Below are 13,810 nucleotides of genomic sequence, written 5' to 3' on the forward strand. Positions count from 1 at the left end.
AAAAAATACCCCAACAATGGGGAAAGCAATAAATCGCACATTGTTTCGTATCTAGTTTTGAAAGAACAATCATATGTTCTTTATTCCCTGATAGCTCAGTTGGTAGAGCACTCGACTGTTAATCGAGTTGTCACAGGTTCGAGTCCTGTTCGGGGAGCCATGGAGAGGTGTCCGAGTTGGCCGAAGGAGCACGATTGGAAATCGTGTAGGCGCCAAAAGCGTCTCGAGGGTTCGAATCCCTCTCTCTCCGCCACTATTTTTAATAAGTAAGGCCCGTTGGTCAAGGGGTTAAGACACCTCCCTTTCACGGAGGTAACAGGGGTTCGAATCCCCTACGGGTCACTTTAATTTATTCTTTATATAATGGAGACTTAGCTCAGCTGGGAGAGCATCTGCCTTACAAGCAGAGGGTCGGGGGTTCGATCCCCTCAGTCTCCATTCTTAATATCGCGGGGTGGAGCAGCTCGGTAGCTCGTCGGGCTCATAACCCGAAGGTCGCAGGTTCAAATCCTGCCCCCGCAATTGAATTATATGGAACTGTGGTGTAGAGGCCTAACATGCCTGCCTGTCACGCAGGAGATCGCGGGTTCGAATCCCGTCAGTTCCGCCACTTAACTTATTATGATATAATATGGCTCGGTAGCTCAGTCGGTAGAGCAGAGGACTGAAAATCCTCGTGTCGGCGGTTCGATTCCGTCCCGAGCCACCATTTAACACCTTGTGCCGGTGTAGCTCAACTGGTAGAGCAACTGACTTGTAATCAGTAGGTTGGGGGTTCAAGTCCTCTCGCCGGCACCACAGTTTCATATGGAGGATTAGCGAAGTGGCCAAACGCATCAGACTGTAAATCTGCTCCCGTAAGGGTTCGGTGGTTCGAATCCATCATCCTCCACCAGTTTCATAGGGGCATAGTTTAAAGGTAGAACAGCGGTCTCCAAAACCGTTAGTGTGGGTTCAATTCCTGCTGCCCCTGCCAATTACCTTATAATTTATATGGCGGTCGTGGCGAAGGGGTTAACGCACCGGATTGTGGCTCCGGCATTCGTGGGTTCAAGTCCCATCGATCGCCCCATTTATATTTTATTGGGGATTAGCCAAGCGGTAAGGCAACGGACTTTGACTCCGTCACGCATAGGTTCGAATCCTATATCCCCAGCCATTTTTGCGCGGACGTGGCTCAGCGGTAGAGCATCGCCTTGCCAAGGCGAGGGTCGCGGGTTCGATTCCCGTCGTCCGCTCCATAATAAGGCGCCATAGCCAAGTGGTAAGGCACAGCTCTGCAAAAGCTTTATCCCCAGTTCGAATCTGGGTGGCGCCTCCATTTCTTAAGCGGGAGTGGCGGAATCGGCAGACGCACAGGACTTAAAATCCTGCGGTAGGTGACTATCGTACCAGTTCAAGTCTGGTCTTCCGCATGTTAGATCAATATGTGCCCTTAGCTCAGCTGGATAGAGCGTTTGACTACGAATCAAAAGGTCAGGAGTTCGAATCTCTTAGGGCACGCTTTAATTAAATAAGCCGGTGTGGCGGAATTGGCAGACGCGCGCGACTCAAAATCGTGAGGGAAACCGTGGGGGTTCGAGTCCCTTCACCGGCATAACTCAGCAAGGAGCATTACTAACATAGTAATGCTCCTTGCTTTTTTTGCGTTGAAATTTCATTCTATAAGCGTGTTTTCGTCTACATATCCGTGACTTTAAATCGAGTCAAATCGTTGGGTATTATACGGATAAGTTGGTAAGAAAAAAAGAGACGAGAATAGGAGGCTATATTGCCTCCTATGATTAGATTGCTTTTCTATCTTCCCGATATTGTCCAGGTGTGACGCCCTCTATTTTCCGGAAAGAGCGAATGAAGTTTTGGGAATTGTTGTACCTTAGTTTGGTAGCGATGTCCTTGATGGACATATCGGACGTTGTCAGCCATTTTTTTGCCATACTAAAACGATAGTTGGTCAAATATTCGCTAAACGAGCAGCCGGTCTCTTTACGAAACACACTGCTAAGATAATTGGCATTGTAATGAAGACGATGGGCACATTCCTCTAACGTAAGATCTGTATCATAATAATTCTGCACGAGGTCAATGATCTTCTCAGAAATATGATGATACTGAGTATTCTGGCGATTACGGAATACACCAAGAGTAGGAAGAATAAGCTTGGACCAGAACCAATTACGGATCTCATCAACAGTGTCCAGCTTCAGAATATCTTCAAAGACAGAGCGTTTCTCATGATAGATTTGATGCACACTAATTCCTGACTCTTGCATGATCAGCAGAAGATTATTAAGCAGCCGAGTAATCGGTATTTGGTATTCATGGGGAAGCAGCTCAAGATCGAAGATACCGTCAAGCAGCTGATCAAAAGTATCACGGGCCTTGCGCTCATCTGCCAGCTTGATCGCCTCTATCAGCTCATTCTCCAGCTGTGCTGGATAAGACAGGTTAACATAGTGCTTACCGTCATTTAGATCCTGATACTGGATGACGATGCCTTTACCGAGCTTGATCCGATGTCTGAGTGCCTCGAGCCCCTCACGATATGCCATAGAAATACCGTGGAACGATTCCACAGGTAAGCTAATCCCGATACTCACTGATAGATCAAGCACTTGATCAATATGGTTTTGAACATCCTCTGTTAAAGAGTAGAGATAAGCATTAAATACGGTATCATCCGTTTCTTCACCGCCAACCAGCAGAACGATGGTATGGTCGATAATGACCGGACTAAGACGCTCTTTCTGTGAGACAAGCTCTTCCAGCATATTTTGTACGGCAAACAATAACAGCTCAAGATCCTTTTTCTCATATCGGGTTTGCTCCGTAAAATCAATCTGAATGGTCAAGACAGCCATCGTGCGCCATTCGTTGATTTGTTTGCCATAACCATATTGCTCGAGCTTGTGAAGAAGCTCATTTGATTTAAACTGACCTGTGAATACTCTCGTTAGATAGAAGGTTCTAACCTGCTGAATGTGCTGATGCAGCTCCTTTTCAAGCCTAGTCTTCGACTGGAATAAGTCAGAAACTTCAGCTCCAATATGCTCAAATTCGTTACGTTCTGGTCTAAGCCCCAGCTCATTCAGTAATCTCCGGATAGGTGAATAAATGCGTCTTGATCCAAGAAAGGCCATTCCAACGGAAATAAGCAGCAAAGCCAGACACATCAGCAGTGTGTAGGTTCCAATTTGTGATGATTTTTGAGTAAGACTCTGGATGGAGGTTGCCGATAAGTAGGTCCAATCATTAAGCTCAGAACGATAATAAGATACCGCGTAATCTTGGCCCGAGAGTTCCGTTGTAAACTGCCCGGACGGCTGCTCGAGTCTGCCTTCGGCACGAAGTCCACTCTCAGCTAAGGACTTGCCAATCAGTTCCTGATTATAGTGAAACAGAATACGTTCATTGGCATCTAAGATAATAATGTCTTCCGTCGAGTCACCATCCTTTTGGATAAAGTCCTTTAGCTCACAGGAGGGGATATTGGCGATCGCAAGACCAGATTTCTCGATCCCGGTGGCCGGCAGTTTTTTGACCAGGCTGATATTGTACTGGCAGTTGGCACCGTTCGCATTCTCCTCACTATAAAACCATTTCGATGGAGTGAGAGTCCAGCCTGAATTTTCCTTCATATTCTGAAGACTCTGGATCTCATCGGCGAGGGGATAATCATCGAAACGGTAGAGACCTGAGTTTTTGATCATCCAATTTTGGTTGAAATTGATGAGTACAACATCATCGAGCTTGGTTTCAAATGACTGCATGTTTCGGACTTCAGTGCGGAGATCATTATAGGTTTTGAAATCGGTTACAAAAAGTGGGCTATAAAGAGCGTTTTTAAGCACACTGGAGCTGACTACCTGATTAAGTGTGTGGTTGACAGTCACGAGCTTTTGCTCTAAATTGGAATTAATTTGCAAAATAAGCTGCATCTTACTGCTGTTGACGTTCCGCTGTATCTCCTGAGTAGAGGTAACATAAGCGAATACACCGATGAAAATGACAGGAATCGTGCTCAGCAGGAGGACGAAGATCGTTATTTTGCTTAAAAAGCTCAAAGCGTTCCAGCGCATGGACATCACCTGTCTCGATTAGTAATTGAGGCTTCTTATTGATTATGCCTATAAATGGAAAATTCGGCAAGGGGGATGGGCTGTTATGATGATTCTTTTTAAGCGAAAAGCATGGGGGAGACGCTTAATTGCGGCCGGAGCAGGCTTATTGTCCATCATGCTCATTAGTGGCTGCAATAGTGGAGCCCTTAAGGCGGAACTGCAAGTACCAGCAGAGGAGAAGCTTCCAATATCAATGATGGTCCCGCTCCATTTTCCCCATCCGCCGAGCGATGAAATCATGGATCGAATTGAGCAGCTTACTCATACGGAGCTGGAGATCAATTGGATCACAGACGGTATATACACAGATAAGCTGAACACGGCACTCACGACCAATTCCATGAAGAAAGTTACCTTCGTGAAGCATATTGATTATCCGTTTATCAAAAATGCGATACGAACGGATGCATTCTGGGAAATCGGCTCCTATATCGAAGAATTTCCGAATCTCAGATATTTGGATTCCGGTATACTTGAGCAGACGGCGGTGGATGGACGTATTTACGGATTATACACAGAGAGACCCTCTTCAAGACAAGGCGTCATCATTCGAGAAGATTGGCTTGATCGGCTGGGGCTTGAAACACCGAAAACATTAGACCAGCTGTACGAGGTTATGAGAGCGTTTACTTTTTCTGATCCGGACGGAAATGGCATGGATGATACGATTGGATTAGCAGATCGGAACGACCTCACCTATGGGGCTTTTAAGACACTATCTTCGTATTTTGGAACACCGAATAACTGGCTGGTCAAAGGAAACACATTGATTCCTGAGTTTGAGACCCAGGCCTACCTGGACACGATGAACTTCATGAAGAAGCTCGTTAAGGAAAAGCTGATCAATCAGGATTTTGCTGTCACTAGCAAGGATGTACAGAGAGATATGATCATTACAGGCAAAGCTGGTGTATATATTGGCAGCATGACAGATGTGCAGCGTTTGTATGATGAGACTAAGGTACTGAATCCAGACGCAAGATTCACGCTTTCGAATCGAATACAGGGGCCGGCAGGATATAAAGTGTGGTCTATACCGAATTATAACGGTGTTTTTTTATTTTCGAAGAAGGCCATAGAAACAGAAGCGGAGCTGAAAAAGATCCTAGGCTTTTTTGACAGAACGATGGATGAGGATGTAGCCAATTTAATGCGCTATGGTATTGAAGGTATACACTACACGGTTCAGGATGGCAAGGTGCTGCTCGATGAAGGAACATCAATTCTGCGGGTTAACGAAGTAAATCCGTTGTACACATTAATGATTGCGGATCTCAGCAACCCTAATGTAATGCCAATTGCGAAGCAGGAAGCATTAACTGCATTAGCAGAGGAATTGAGCATGGATAATGAGAAGTTCCTGGTTCAGGACCCGACGCTCCATCTGGAGTCTGATACGTATGCCGAAAAAAATGTGGAATTGGAAACATTGATATCCGATGCAACCTATCATTACATTTTGGGAAATCTTGATCAAGAAGGCTTCGCCCGTGAAATTGATCGATGGAAGCAACTGGGCGGAGAAGATATTATACAAGAATATACTTCTGCTTATTTCAAGTGAATAGGTATAAGGAACCGTCCAATGGTGATTCGCAGGAATCAGATTGGGCGTTTTTTTATTCTTTGTGAGCGGAAATAACGCTAATAACCATGATAATCATTTGATTAGGTGTCATAAGAAATCGGGCGATATGGGCAAATGATTGTATTCGTACTCTGTTTTTCAAATGTAATGTGAAGAGGCAAGCAAGTTATCCATCAACTTAATGGAGGTCATGACAAAAATGAAAAAAAGAACATTCGCCATGCTTAGTCTTTTAACGTCATTCAGTATGGTTCTATCTGCCTGTGGAGGCGGAGGTGACAGCAGCTCAGGAACTCCCAGCGAACCAGTTGCAGCTCAAGGGGGAGAAGAAGCATCCAATCAACCGGCAGAGATTACGATTATGCTTCCTCTAAACACTGCAGAAACTCCACCGGATACGATTAAAAATGAAGTGGAGAAGCTGACAAATACGAAGCTGACGTATCAATTTTTTCCGGCCGACACTTATGAAGAGAAATTAACGACCTCCTTTGCTACAGGTTCATTACCCGATGTCACTTACCTGAAGAATCAGGCCACATTCATTCAAATGAAGGAAGCCATTCGTGACGGACAGTTTTGGGAGATTGGTCCTTACTTAAGCGAATTTGAAAATTTAAATAAACTGAAACCACTCATTCTTGAGAATACAAAGGTGGATGGAAAGCTCTATTCATTATATATCGGCCGGCCATTAGCAAGGCAGGGGCTCATCTATCGTAAAGATTGGGCAGATAAGCTGGGCATTGAAGCACCAACCAATGTGGATGAATTCTACAATATGTTGAAAGCGTTTAAAGAGCAGGATCCAGACGGAGATGGACAGGACAATACTATTGGACTGACCGACCGAAATGACCTGGTATATGGTGCATTCAAGACGGTTGCTTCCTGGTTCAAAGTTCCGAATAACTGGGGAGAGAAGGATGGACAGCTCCAGCCGGATTTCACATTCCCTGAGTATATGGAAACACTCGATTTCTTCAAGAAGCTTCATCAGGAAGGGCTGATCAATCAGGATTTTGCGGCTACGAGTAAGACGGATCAGGTTAACTTGTTCACGAGCGCCAAGGCAGGCGCTTATGTCGGTGCGATGTCGGATATTAATTCCCTTCACAAGGATCTGATCAAGAATGCGCCGGATGCGGTATTGGATGTAGAGAGCATGATTGCTGGACCTACAGGAGAAGCGTCAACCTGGGCAATTCCGGGATATAACAACGTCATTCTGTTCCCAACTTCCGCGATCAAGGATGAAGCAGAGCTGAAGCAGGTGCTGGCCTTCTTTGACAAGATGATGACTCCTGAAGTGGCCAATCTGATGTACTGGGGACAGGAGGGTGTACATTATACCGTTGAGGACGGTAAGGCCAAAGCGTCGGAGGATCAGGAAAAAACGGAACGTGAAGTCAAGGGCTACAAAGACAGTGTTATCGGGGAACCCGAAACCAATGGAATGTATGAAGGTTATCATGATCTGCCGGGCCGAATCCATGCAGAAGAGCTGACCGTGGCGAATGAGGAGATTGCCGTTCACGATCCTACGGCTGCGCTTGATTCTGAGACCTATACAACCAAAGGTGTTGAGCTGCAGACGATCATTACGGATGCAACTTACAAATATATATATGGAACCTTAGACCAAGCAGGATTTGAAGCTGCTATAGAGCAATGGAAGAAGCAAGGCGGGGAGCAGATTATTCAAGAATTTAATGAAGCGTACGCAGCCAAGAAGTAACAATAGGGACCCTGTAGTTATAAAAGTTTAAGTAATGCCAAAAACATCCGATGATGTTTCATCCAGACGTTACTAGTGCCGCCGGGCATACCGGATAGAAAGGGAGAGAGCCATGCAGGAAATCGCCGTTCCATCTGCAACAACCCGTAAAAAGGAGAGCAGGCTGCGTAAAAGAATTTGGAAAAATAAATGGATTTACGTCATGCTGCTCCCAGGTATTCTCTATTTTCTTATCTTTAAATATTTACCGATGTATGGACTTGTCATCTCATTTCAGGACTATAAGCCGTTCAAGGGGATACTCGGCAGCGAATGGGTAGGATTCGAGCACTTTGCCCGATTGTTCAATGAGCCAGATTTTCTAAACATACTCACGAATACACTCATCCTGTTCGGGTTAAATCTGCTCTTCTACTTTCCAGTGCCGATCATTCTTGCCCTTATGCTGAACGAGGTGAGGAACTCCTTCTTCAAGAAGACATTCCAAACCCTCGTGTATCTGCCGCATTTCATGTCCTGGGTTATTATCGTATCGATTGGCTATGTCATGCTGACGATGGACGGCGGGATTGTGAATGAGCTGCTCGTATTTTTTGGCTTCGAGAAAATAAATTTCTTGCTCAGCACAGAGTGGTTCAGGCCAACGTATATCATTCAGGTGATCTGGCGTGAGGCAGGCTGGGGAACAATTGTTTACCTTGCTGCCATTGCCTCTGTTGATCCTCAGCTGTACGAAGCGGCAAGAATGGACGGAGCGAATCGGCTGCGTCAAATATGGCATATCACACTTCCTGCCATTCGCAGTGTCATCATTATACTGCTCATTCTGAAGATCGGCGATGTGCTGGAGCTTGGCTTCGAGCATGTATATCTCCTGCTGAACTCCATGAACCGTGAGGTTGCCGAGATCATTGATACTTATGTCTATACAGCTGCAATGAAGCAGGGACAATTCAGCTATAGTACTGCGATCGGCTTCTTTAAATCCTTTGTTGGATTAATCCTTGTCATGGTCGCCAATAAACTAGCCAAAAAAATGGGCGAAGAGGGCGTTTACTAATCTCGTCGGGAGGAGAGAGAAAATGGTTGAAGACAGAACGCTGGGCGGTAAAATGTTCTCTATTGTGAATTTTATTCTGCTTGCCGTCATTGCACTGGTTACTGTATTGCCATTTGTGCATGTGGTCGCTGGTTCATTTACGACAAGTGCTGAAATGGCAGCCAAGAAATTTGTACTCATCCCGACAGATTGGAGTCTGGATGCCTACAAGTTTATATTTTCAACAAATACGATCTTTCGAGCGATGCTGGTATCCATTGGAGTTACCGTCATTGGCACATTGTTCAGTATGCTGATTACATCACTGATGGCATATGGACTCTCGAGACGGGATCTGGATGGACGCAAGGTTATCATGTTTATGGTCGTCTTCACGATGCTGTTCAGCGGAGGGATGATCCCTACGTTTCTCGTTGTGAAGGAGCTCGGATTAATTGATACGTATGCTGCCCTGATCTTGCCAAGCGCCATAAGTGCCTTTAATATGATCATTCTTAAAAATTTCTTTCAGAACATTCCGGAGGGCTTGGAAGAATCCGCGAAGATCGACGGATCGAATGATTTTGGAATTCTGTTCCGTATCGTGCTTCCGCTGTCCATGCCGGCCATTGCAACCATCTCACTGTTCTATGCGGTTACGTATTGGAATACCTATATGAGCGCGATCCTTTATTTAAATGAGAGTAAAATGTGGCCAATCCAAGTGTTGCTGCGTCAAATCGTTGTACTCGCAAGCGGTATGGACTACAGCTCAGAGCTGGATTCCTCCGTTCCACCGCCCGATCAGGCAGTGAAGATGGCAGTAATCGTGGTAGCGACACTGCCGATCCTGATGGTCTATCCATTCTTGCAGAAGCATTTCGCGAAAGGTGCGATGCTGGGCTCGATTAAAGGCTGAGCCAGCTGTTTGAAATTTTGGTTATCAAATGTGAGTCACTCCGCTCCTCTTCACCAGAGGAGCGGTTTTTGTATTGTAATTATGGTCACGATAATGTCTGTACTTATAAGGTCTTGGCTCATCCCCGACCAGAGTCTAGGTTAAAAAACCGTCCCCGGTCCGTTTTGAAAAGAAGTAAATTCTCCTAAAATAAAGTCATAAGGAACACGAAGTAAAAACAAGAAACAAAACACGAAGCAGATCGTAAAGAAGGAAGACAAACAAGAAGGCGGTGATAACAACATATGAGATACAGTAAAGGTAAAAGCTTAGCGATCATCCTGATCGTCGTGGGAGCCTTGATGCTATTCGGAGGGTTTCTTCCCTTCCTGGGAGCAGTAACTAGAGAAATTATGGGTTATCTGGTTCCAATCGCGATGATCGCTCTTGGATACTACGGTGTCAAGAGAGGAAACACCTTAATCGGTTATATCATTCTTGTCATTGGTGTGCTGGTTCTGATCAGCAAGCTGGCATGGTTAATCGGACCCCTCATTGCAATCGGGTTGATCGTATTTGGAATTTACATGCTGAAGGACAAGAGCAATTACAGCAGCAGACGTTACTAATTAAATTTAACAGTTGGAAAGGGAGGTCAGATCAAGAATGGGCGTATTTCGTCGAATGCGGGATATCACCGCAGCCACCATTAATGAACATCTGGAACAAAGTCAAGATCCTGTCAAGCTGATCGATCAATTTCTGATGGATACACGAAATGAGATTGGAGAGGTTGAGAAGCTTCACCAGCAATATTCAAGACATACCAGACAATTAAAGCAGCAGGTAGATGAGGCTTCAGCCATGATTGCGAAGAGAGAAGAGCAGGCTCTGCTGGCACTCAAAGCAGAGGAAGATCATCTGGCCAAGCTGGCATTGCAGGAAAAAATGCTCTACGAAGAAAAGTACAAACAGTATATCGAACTGTACGATCAAAGTAGAGATGCATTAACAGAGCTTGAGGAGCAGTTAGACCATCTCAAGACCGAATATCAAGCAGTGTACAGTAAACGCCAATATTACTATGCAAGAATGCAGACGATACAGCTGCAGCAAAGAATGAATGAACGCTCTGGCCAATATGGCGGAAGACATGTTCCGGGAATGTTCAATCGTCTCGAGGACCGGGTGTCGGATCTGGAGTATGAGGCAAGAAGTCTTCGGGATCTGCGCCGCGGCGAGCAGACAAGAGAAACCAGCCAGTATTCCGTTTCAGATCTCTTGGAAAGAGAGATGGCGAAGCTCAAGAAGAAGCTGGAGAACGGAGGAAAGGAGTAATTAGATGAGTAAATTATATCGATCAAGACGCGATAAGATGGTAACCGGGCTACTCGGCGGACTATCCGAAACACTCGGCATAGACTCCACACTAGCAAGACTGATATTCGTAGTCAGCATCTTTTTTACAGGCGGCGTAATGATCTTCCTTTATTTCATTGCTGCGCTTGTCGTACCGAAGGAATATATTCCACCTTATGACCCTTATGGTCCAGGACCTGGTCCAGGTGCAGGCGGATATTATGGAAAAGGCAATGAATATGCGAACCAAGGCCGGTTTGCTTCCTATAGAGAACCGCAGAGAGACCGATTCAGCGGTAATCGTTATCAGAGTTCTAACGCTTATGAGCCCAAAACGGATGATCTCGACTCCATGATGGGTGACATTGAGAAGAAAGCATTAAAGAAAGAAGTAGAAGAACTGCGCCAAAAACTATCGAAGTATGAGAAGGGAGATTTATAAAATGGGAGTATTTAAAAGAATTAAAGATATGACAAAAGCATCGGTGAATGAAGTTCTGGACAAAGTAGAAGATCCGATTGTAATGCTGAACCAATATATTCGTGATATGGAAGCAGAAATTCGTGAGGCAGAAGTTACTGTCGCGAAGCAAATGGCGAATGAGCGCCGGATGAAGCATCGTTTGGAAGAAGCGGAACGTCTTGGTGTACAGCGTGAATCGCAGGCTGAGGCAGCACTTGTTAACGGGCAGGAGGAAGTCGCACGCAAGCTTCTTGAAGAGAAGATCTACTATGATCAAAAGGCAGAAGAGTACAAGAACTTCCATGTGGAAGCAGAGACTCAAGCTAAAGAGCTTGTGCAGCAGCTTCATGACATGAAGGATGAGTTCTACAAAATGCGTAACAAGCGCAATGAGCTTGTATCCCGTGCACAAATGGCTAAAGCCAAAAAGCAAATGAACCAAATCAACAGCGTTCACACGATCGAAAGCGGCAATGCATCTCTTGGATTCCATCGTATGGAAGAGAAAATTATGCAGCTTGAAGCAGAAGCAGATGTCATGCGTGCTCCATACCGAAGCAGCTACACGAATAATCCGGTAGAAACGGAGAAACAATTCAAAGTAAATGAGCAGCTGGAAGCACTAAAGAGCAAGCTGAACGGCAAAGCCTCTTCTGAAGAAGCGCCTAAAGAATAAGCTATTCAAGTCAGCATGAACTTATGATAGAATCAAGCAGTGGTTTGAACTAGGTTGAATAGAGCCATACGGGAGCGATATTGTTCCGTATGGCCTTTTTTAAGACAATAGACCGGATTTAATGGCAGTAGTGCGATTCAAATTTAGCCAAATACATAATCGGCCAGTGCGGTCGAAAATTGACATGAGGGGGTGCGACAGATGAGTAACAAAAAGCAGTTTTTTGCAATACTGGCGATAGGGATCGGTCTGCTGATGCTGCTTGGGGATTTTATCAGCTTCTTTACGATTGTCGCACTTCTCTTATTGATCTATGGTTACTTCAAATTCCAATCGGGCAATGCCAAAAAAGGGCGCACATATCTGGGCGTCGGCGCAGCCATTCTCATTCTTGATAATTTGATCTTTGTTGTAGGTGTAACCCTGATTTCACTTGGGGTGTTCTATTGGAAGGGGCGTAAAGTCCAGCCGAGAGAGGGCTACATTATCAATCAAAATTTCATGTCCAATTTTGCCTGGGATGAGGAGCCTTGGATGCTTCGGAACACATCGATCTGGCATGTCATCGGTGAAGTGGATGCTGACTTATCGCTGGCCATTCCAGAGTCAAAGGAAACGGTTGTTTATTTGCAGGGAGTGATGGGAGATATTGATTTATCCATCCCAGAGGATTATGGTGTAGAAATCGAGGCCTTTATATTACTAGGCAAGCAGCAGTTCGGGAATGATCAAAAAGGTGGAGCGATGAATCGGCTTGTCTATCGGACTCCGGGCTATGAGAACAGTGAATATAAAGTGAAGTTTGTTATTTCCTATTTAATTGGCGACCTAAACGTGCGATTAACGTAATACTCAACAGGAGGGAGGACTCCCTTATGCAATCCACTAAAACAAAAAATATGGTTACGCGTAGTATGGGACAGAGCATATTGCTTGCACTGGTGCTGGGTCTGGTTACCTTTTATATATTTTACTCCTATGGATACTTGATGCCGTTTGATGAGTGGGATCATTGGTTTCAGGCTGGAGCCACCCTTGTATTACTGTTGATTGGATTTGGTGCAATTTATGGCTTCTTCCAAATGTATAGAACCAAAGTACAGCTAGAGAGACTGAGGGAAACTTTACTGCAGTGGGAGAAGGGGAGTGTGACGAGGGCCGTTCCGGAGCTTGGATATGATGAAGTCGGGCGAATTGGAGAACAGCTGGGCCGAATCAGTAAGAAGTGGGAGGAGCAGGTCACCTCGCTTCAGCGCCTCTCCACGCATAATGCTCAGCTTGCTGAACAAGCAAGAGTATCTGCCATTGTAGAGGAAAGACAGCGTCTAGCCAGAGAGCTGCATGATGCGGTGTCCCAGCAGCTGTTCGCGATATCCATGACAGCTACAGCAGTAGGACGTACACTGGAGAAGGATTTTGACAGAGCACAGCGTCAGGTGGCGTTAATCGAGGAAATGGCCTCTGTTGCCCAATCCGAGATGAGGGCATTGCTGCTGCATTTACGGCCTGTATATCTGGAGGGCAAGCATCTTGAACAAGGACTCAAGGAGCTTGTGAGAGAGCTTCAGTCCAAGGTGCCGATGGAAATTTCGCTTGAGATGGATGAAGGCATTCAGCTGGTAAAAGGGATAGAGAATCATCTATTCCGTATTATTCAGGAAGCCATGTCCAATGCCCTTCGGCATTCTAAGGCGGAAAGAATCGAGATTCGAATTCAGCGAAAGGATAAAGCCATTCGGGTCATTATCCGGGATGATGGTGAGGGCTTTGAATTGGATGACAAGAAGCAGGCTTCATACGGGTTGTCCAATATGCAGGAGCGTGTAAATGAGATTGGCGGATCGATCGTATGGATAACGGCTCCGGGCAAAGGAACCCGAATCGAAATAACAGTGCCGGTCATGGAGGAAGAAAGCGAGGGAGCATAG

11 protein-coding genes and 17 tRNA genes are annotated in these 13,810 nt (G+C 45.4%); 27 read left to right on the plus strand and 1 reads right to left on the minus strand.

The window, feature by feature from the left end; all coding sequences use genetic code 11:
- Positions 1-84: 84 nt before the first annotated feature.
- The 17 genes from TCA2_RS20560 to TCA2_RS20640 all read left to right on the plus strand — a co-directional run bounded on the left by TCA2_RS20560 (position 85) and on the right by TCA2_RS20640 (position 1,597).
- Positions 85-160: transfer RNA gene (locus TCA2_RS20560), tRNA-Asn, on the plus strand.
- A 1-nt stretch (position 161) separates the two neighbouring features.
- Positions 162-253 (plus strand) — tRNA-Ser (locus tag TCA2_RS20565).
- A 17-nt stretch (positions 254-270) separates the two neighbouring features.
- Positions 271-342 (plus strand) — tRNA-Glu (locus TCA2_RS20570).
- A gap of 23 nt (positions 343-365) precedes the next feature.
- Positions 366-438: transfer RNA gene (locus TCA2_RS20575), tRNA-Val, on the plus strand.
- 10 nt (positions 439-448) lie between these two features.
- Positions 449-522 (plus strand) — tRNA-Met (locus tag TCA2_RS20580).
- An 11-nt stretch (positions 523-533) separates the two neighbouring features.
- A tRNA-Asp gene (locus TCA2_RS20585) sits at positions 534-610 on the plus strand.
- 23 nt (positions 611-633) lie between these two features.
- Positions 634-709 (plus strand) — tRNA-Phe (locus TCA2_RS20590).
- 13 nt (positions 710-722) lie between these two features.
- A tRNA-Thr gene (locus TCA2_RS20595) sits at positions 723-798 on the plus strand.
- An 11-nt stretch (positions 799-809) separates the two neighbouring features.
- Positions 810-895, plus strand: a tRNA-Tyr gene (locus tag TCA2_RS20600).
- Positions 896-902: 7 nt separating this feature from the next.
- Positions 903-976: transfer RNA gene (locus TCA2_RS20605), tRNA-Trp, on the plus strand.
- Between the two features lie 20 nt (positions 977-996).
- Positions 997-1,072: transfer RNA gene (locus tag TCA2_RS20610), tRNA-His, on the plus strand.
- A 12-nt stretch (positions 1,073-1,084) separates the two neighbouring features.
- A tRNA-Gln gene (locus TCA2_RS20615) sits at positions 1,085-1,159 on the plus strand.
- Between the two features lie 7 nt (positions 1,160-1,166).
- Positions 1,167-1,241, plus strand: a tRNA-Gly gene (locus TCA2_RS20620).
- A 6-nt stretch (positions 1,242-1,247) separates the two neighbouring features.
- Positions 1,248-1,321, plus strand: a tRNA-Cys gene (locus TCA2_RS20625).
- Between the two features lie 8 nt (positions 1,322-1,329).
- Positions 1,330-1,415, plus strand: a tRNA-Leu gene (locus tag TCA2_RS20630).
- Positions 1,416-1,429: 14 nt separating this feature from the next.
- Positions 1,430-1,503 (plus strand) — tRNA-Arg (locus tag TCA2_RS20635).
- A gap of 14 nt (positions 1,504-1,517) precedes the next feature.
- Positions 1,518-1,597: transfer RNA gene (locus tag TCA2_RS20640), tRNA-Leu, on the plus strand.
- A 187-nt stretch (positions 1,598-1,784) separates the two neighbouring features.
- Here TCA2_RS20640 and TCA2_RS20645 read toward each other — a convergent pair.
- Entirely contained in the window at positions 1,785-4,079 is a 2,295-nt protein-coding gene (locus tag TCA2_RS20645) for a helix-turn-helix domain-containing protein (RefSeq protein ID WP_047913500.1), read from the minus strand.
- Between the two features lie 85 nt (positions 4,080-4,164).
- On the opposite strand from TCA2_RS20645, the gene TCA2_RS20650 reads away from it, so the two are divergent.
- From TCA2_RS20650 to TCA2_RS20695, 10 genes are all read left to right on the plus strand, one after another.
- Complete coding sequence (locus TCA2_RS20650) at positions 4,165-5,685, plus strand: extracellular solute-binding protein (RefSeq protein ID WP_238546467.1); 1,521 nt, start codon at positions 4,165-4,167, stop codon at positions 5,683-5,685.
- A 223-nt stretch (positions 5,686-5,908) separates the two neighbouring features.
- Complete coding sequence (locus TCA2_RS20655; RefSeq protein WP_047913501.1) at positions 5,909-7,447, plus strand: extracellular solute-binding protein; 1,539 nt, start codon at positions 5,909-5,911, stop codon at positions 7,445-7,447.
- A gap of 112 nt (positions 7,448-7,559) precedes the next feature.
- Positions 7,560-8,507 carry a sugar ABC transporter permease gene (locus TCA2_RS20660; RefSeq protein WP_047913502.1) on the plus strand — a complete coding sequence of 316 codons (948 nt, stop codon included), beginning with the start codon at positions 7,560-7,562 and terminating at the stop codon, positions 8,505-8,507.
- Positions 8,508-8,529: 22 nt separating this feature from the next.
- Positions 8,530-9,405 carry a carbohydrate ABC transporter permease gene (locus TCA2_RS20665; RefSeq protein ID WP_047913503.1) on the plus strand — a complete coding sequence of 292 codons (876 nt, stop codon included), beginning with the start codon at positions 8,530-8,532 and terminating at the stop codon, positions 9,403-9,405.
- A gap of 284 nt (positions 9,406-9,689) precedes the next feature.
- Positions 9,690-10,013, plus strand: coding sequence for a hypothetical protein (locus TCA2_RS20670; RefSeq protein ID WP_047913504.1), 324 nt, complete (start codon positions 9,690-9,692; stop codon positions 10,011-10,013).
- A gap of 37 nt (positions 10,014-10,050) precedes the next feature.
- Positions 10,051-10,722, plus strand: coding sequence for a PspA/IM30 family protein (locus TCA2_RS20675; protein ID WP_047913505.1), 672 nt, complete (start codon positions 10,051-10,053; stop codon positions 10,720-10,722).
- A 4-nt stretch (positions 10,723-10,726) separates the two neighbouring features.
- Entirely contained in the window at positions 10,727-11,185 is a 459-nt protein-coding gene (locus tag TCA2_RS20680; RefSeq protein WP_047913506.1) for a PspC domain-containing protein, read from the plus strand.
- Between the two features lies 1 nt (position 11,186).
- Positions 11,187-11,882, plus strand: a complete 696-nt coding sequence (locus TCA2_RS20685) for a PspA/IM30 family protein (RefSeq protein ID WP_047913507.1) — start codon at positions 11,187-11,189, stop codon at positions 11,880-11,882.
- Between the two features lie 201 nt (positions 11,883-12,083).
- Positions 12,084-12,731 (plus strand): cell wall-active antibiotics response protein LiaF, encoded by a 648-nt coding sequence (liaF, locus tag TCA2_RS20690; protein WP_047913508.1) that lies wholly within the window; start codon positions 12,084-12,086, stop codon positions 12,729-12,731.
- 26 nt (positions 12,732-12,757) lie between these two features.
- Positions 12,758-13,810 carry a sensor histidine kinase gene (locus TCA2_RS20695; protein WP_047913509.1) on the plus strand — a complete coding sequence of 351 codons (1,053 nt, stop codon included), beginning with the start codon at positions 12,758-12,760 and terminating at the stop codon, positions 13,808-13,810.

Origin of the sequence: Paenibacillus sp. TCA20 (genome assembly GCF_000732325.1) — a bacterium.
GTDB lineage: Bacteria > Bacillota > Bacilli > Paenibacillales > Paenibacillaceae > Paenibacillus > Paenibacillus urinalis.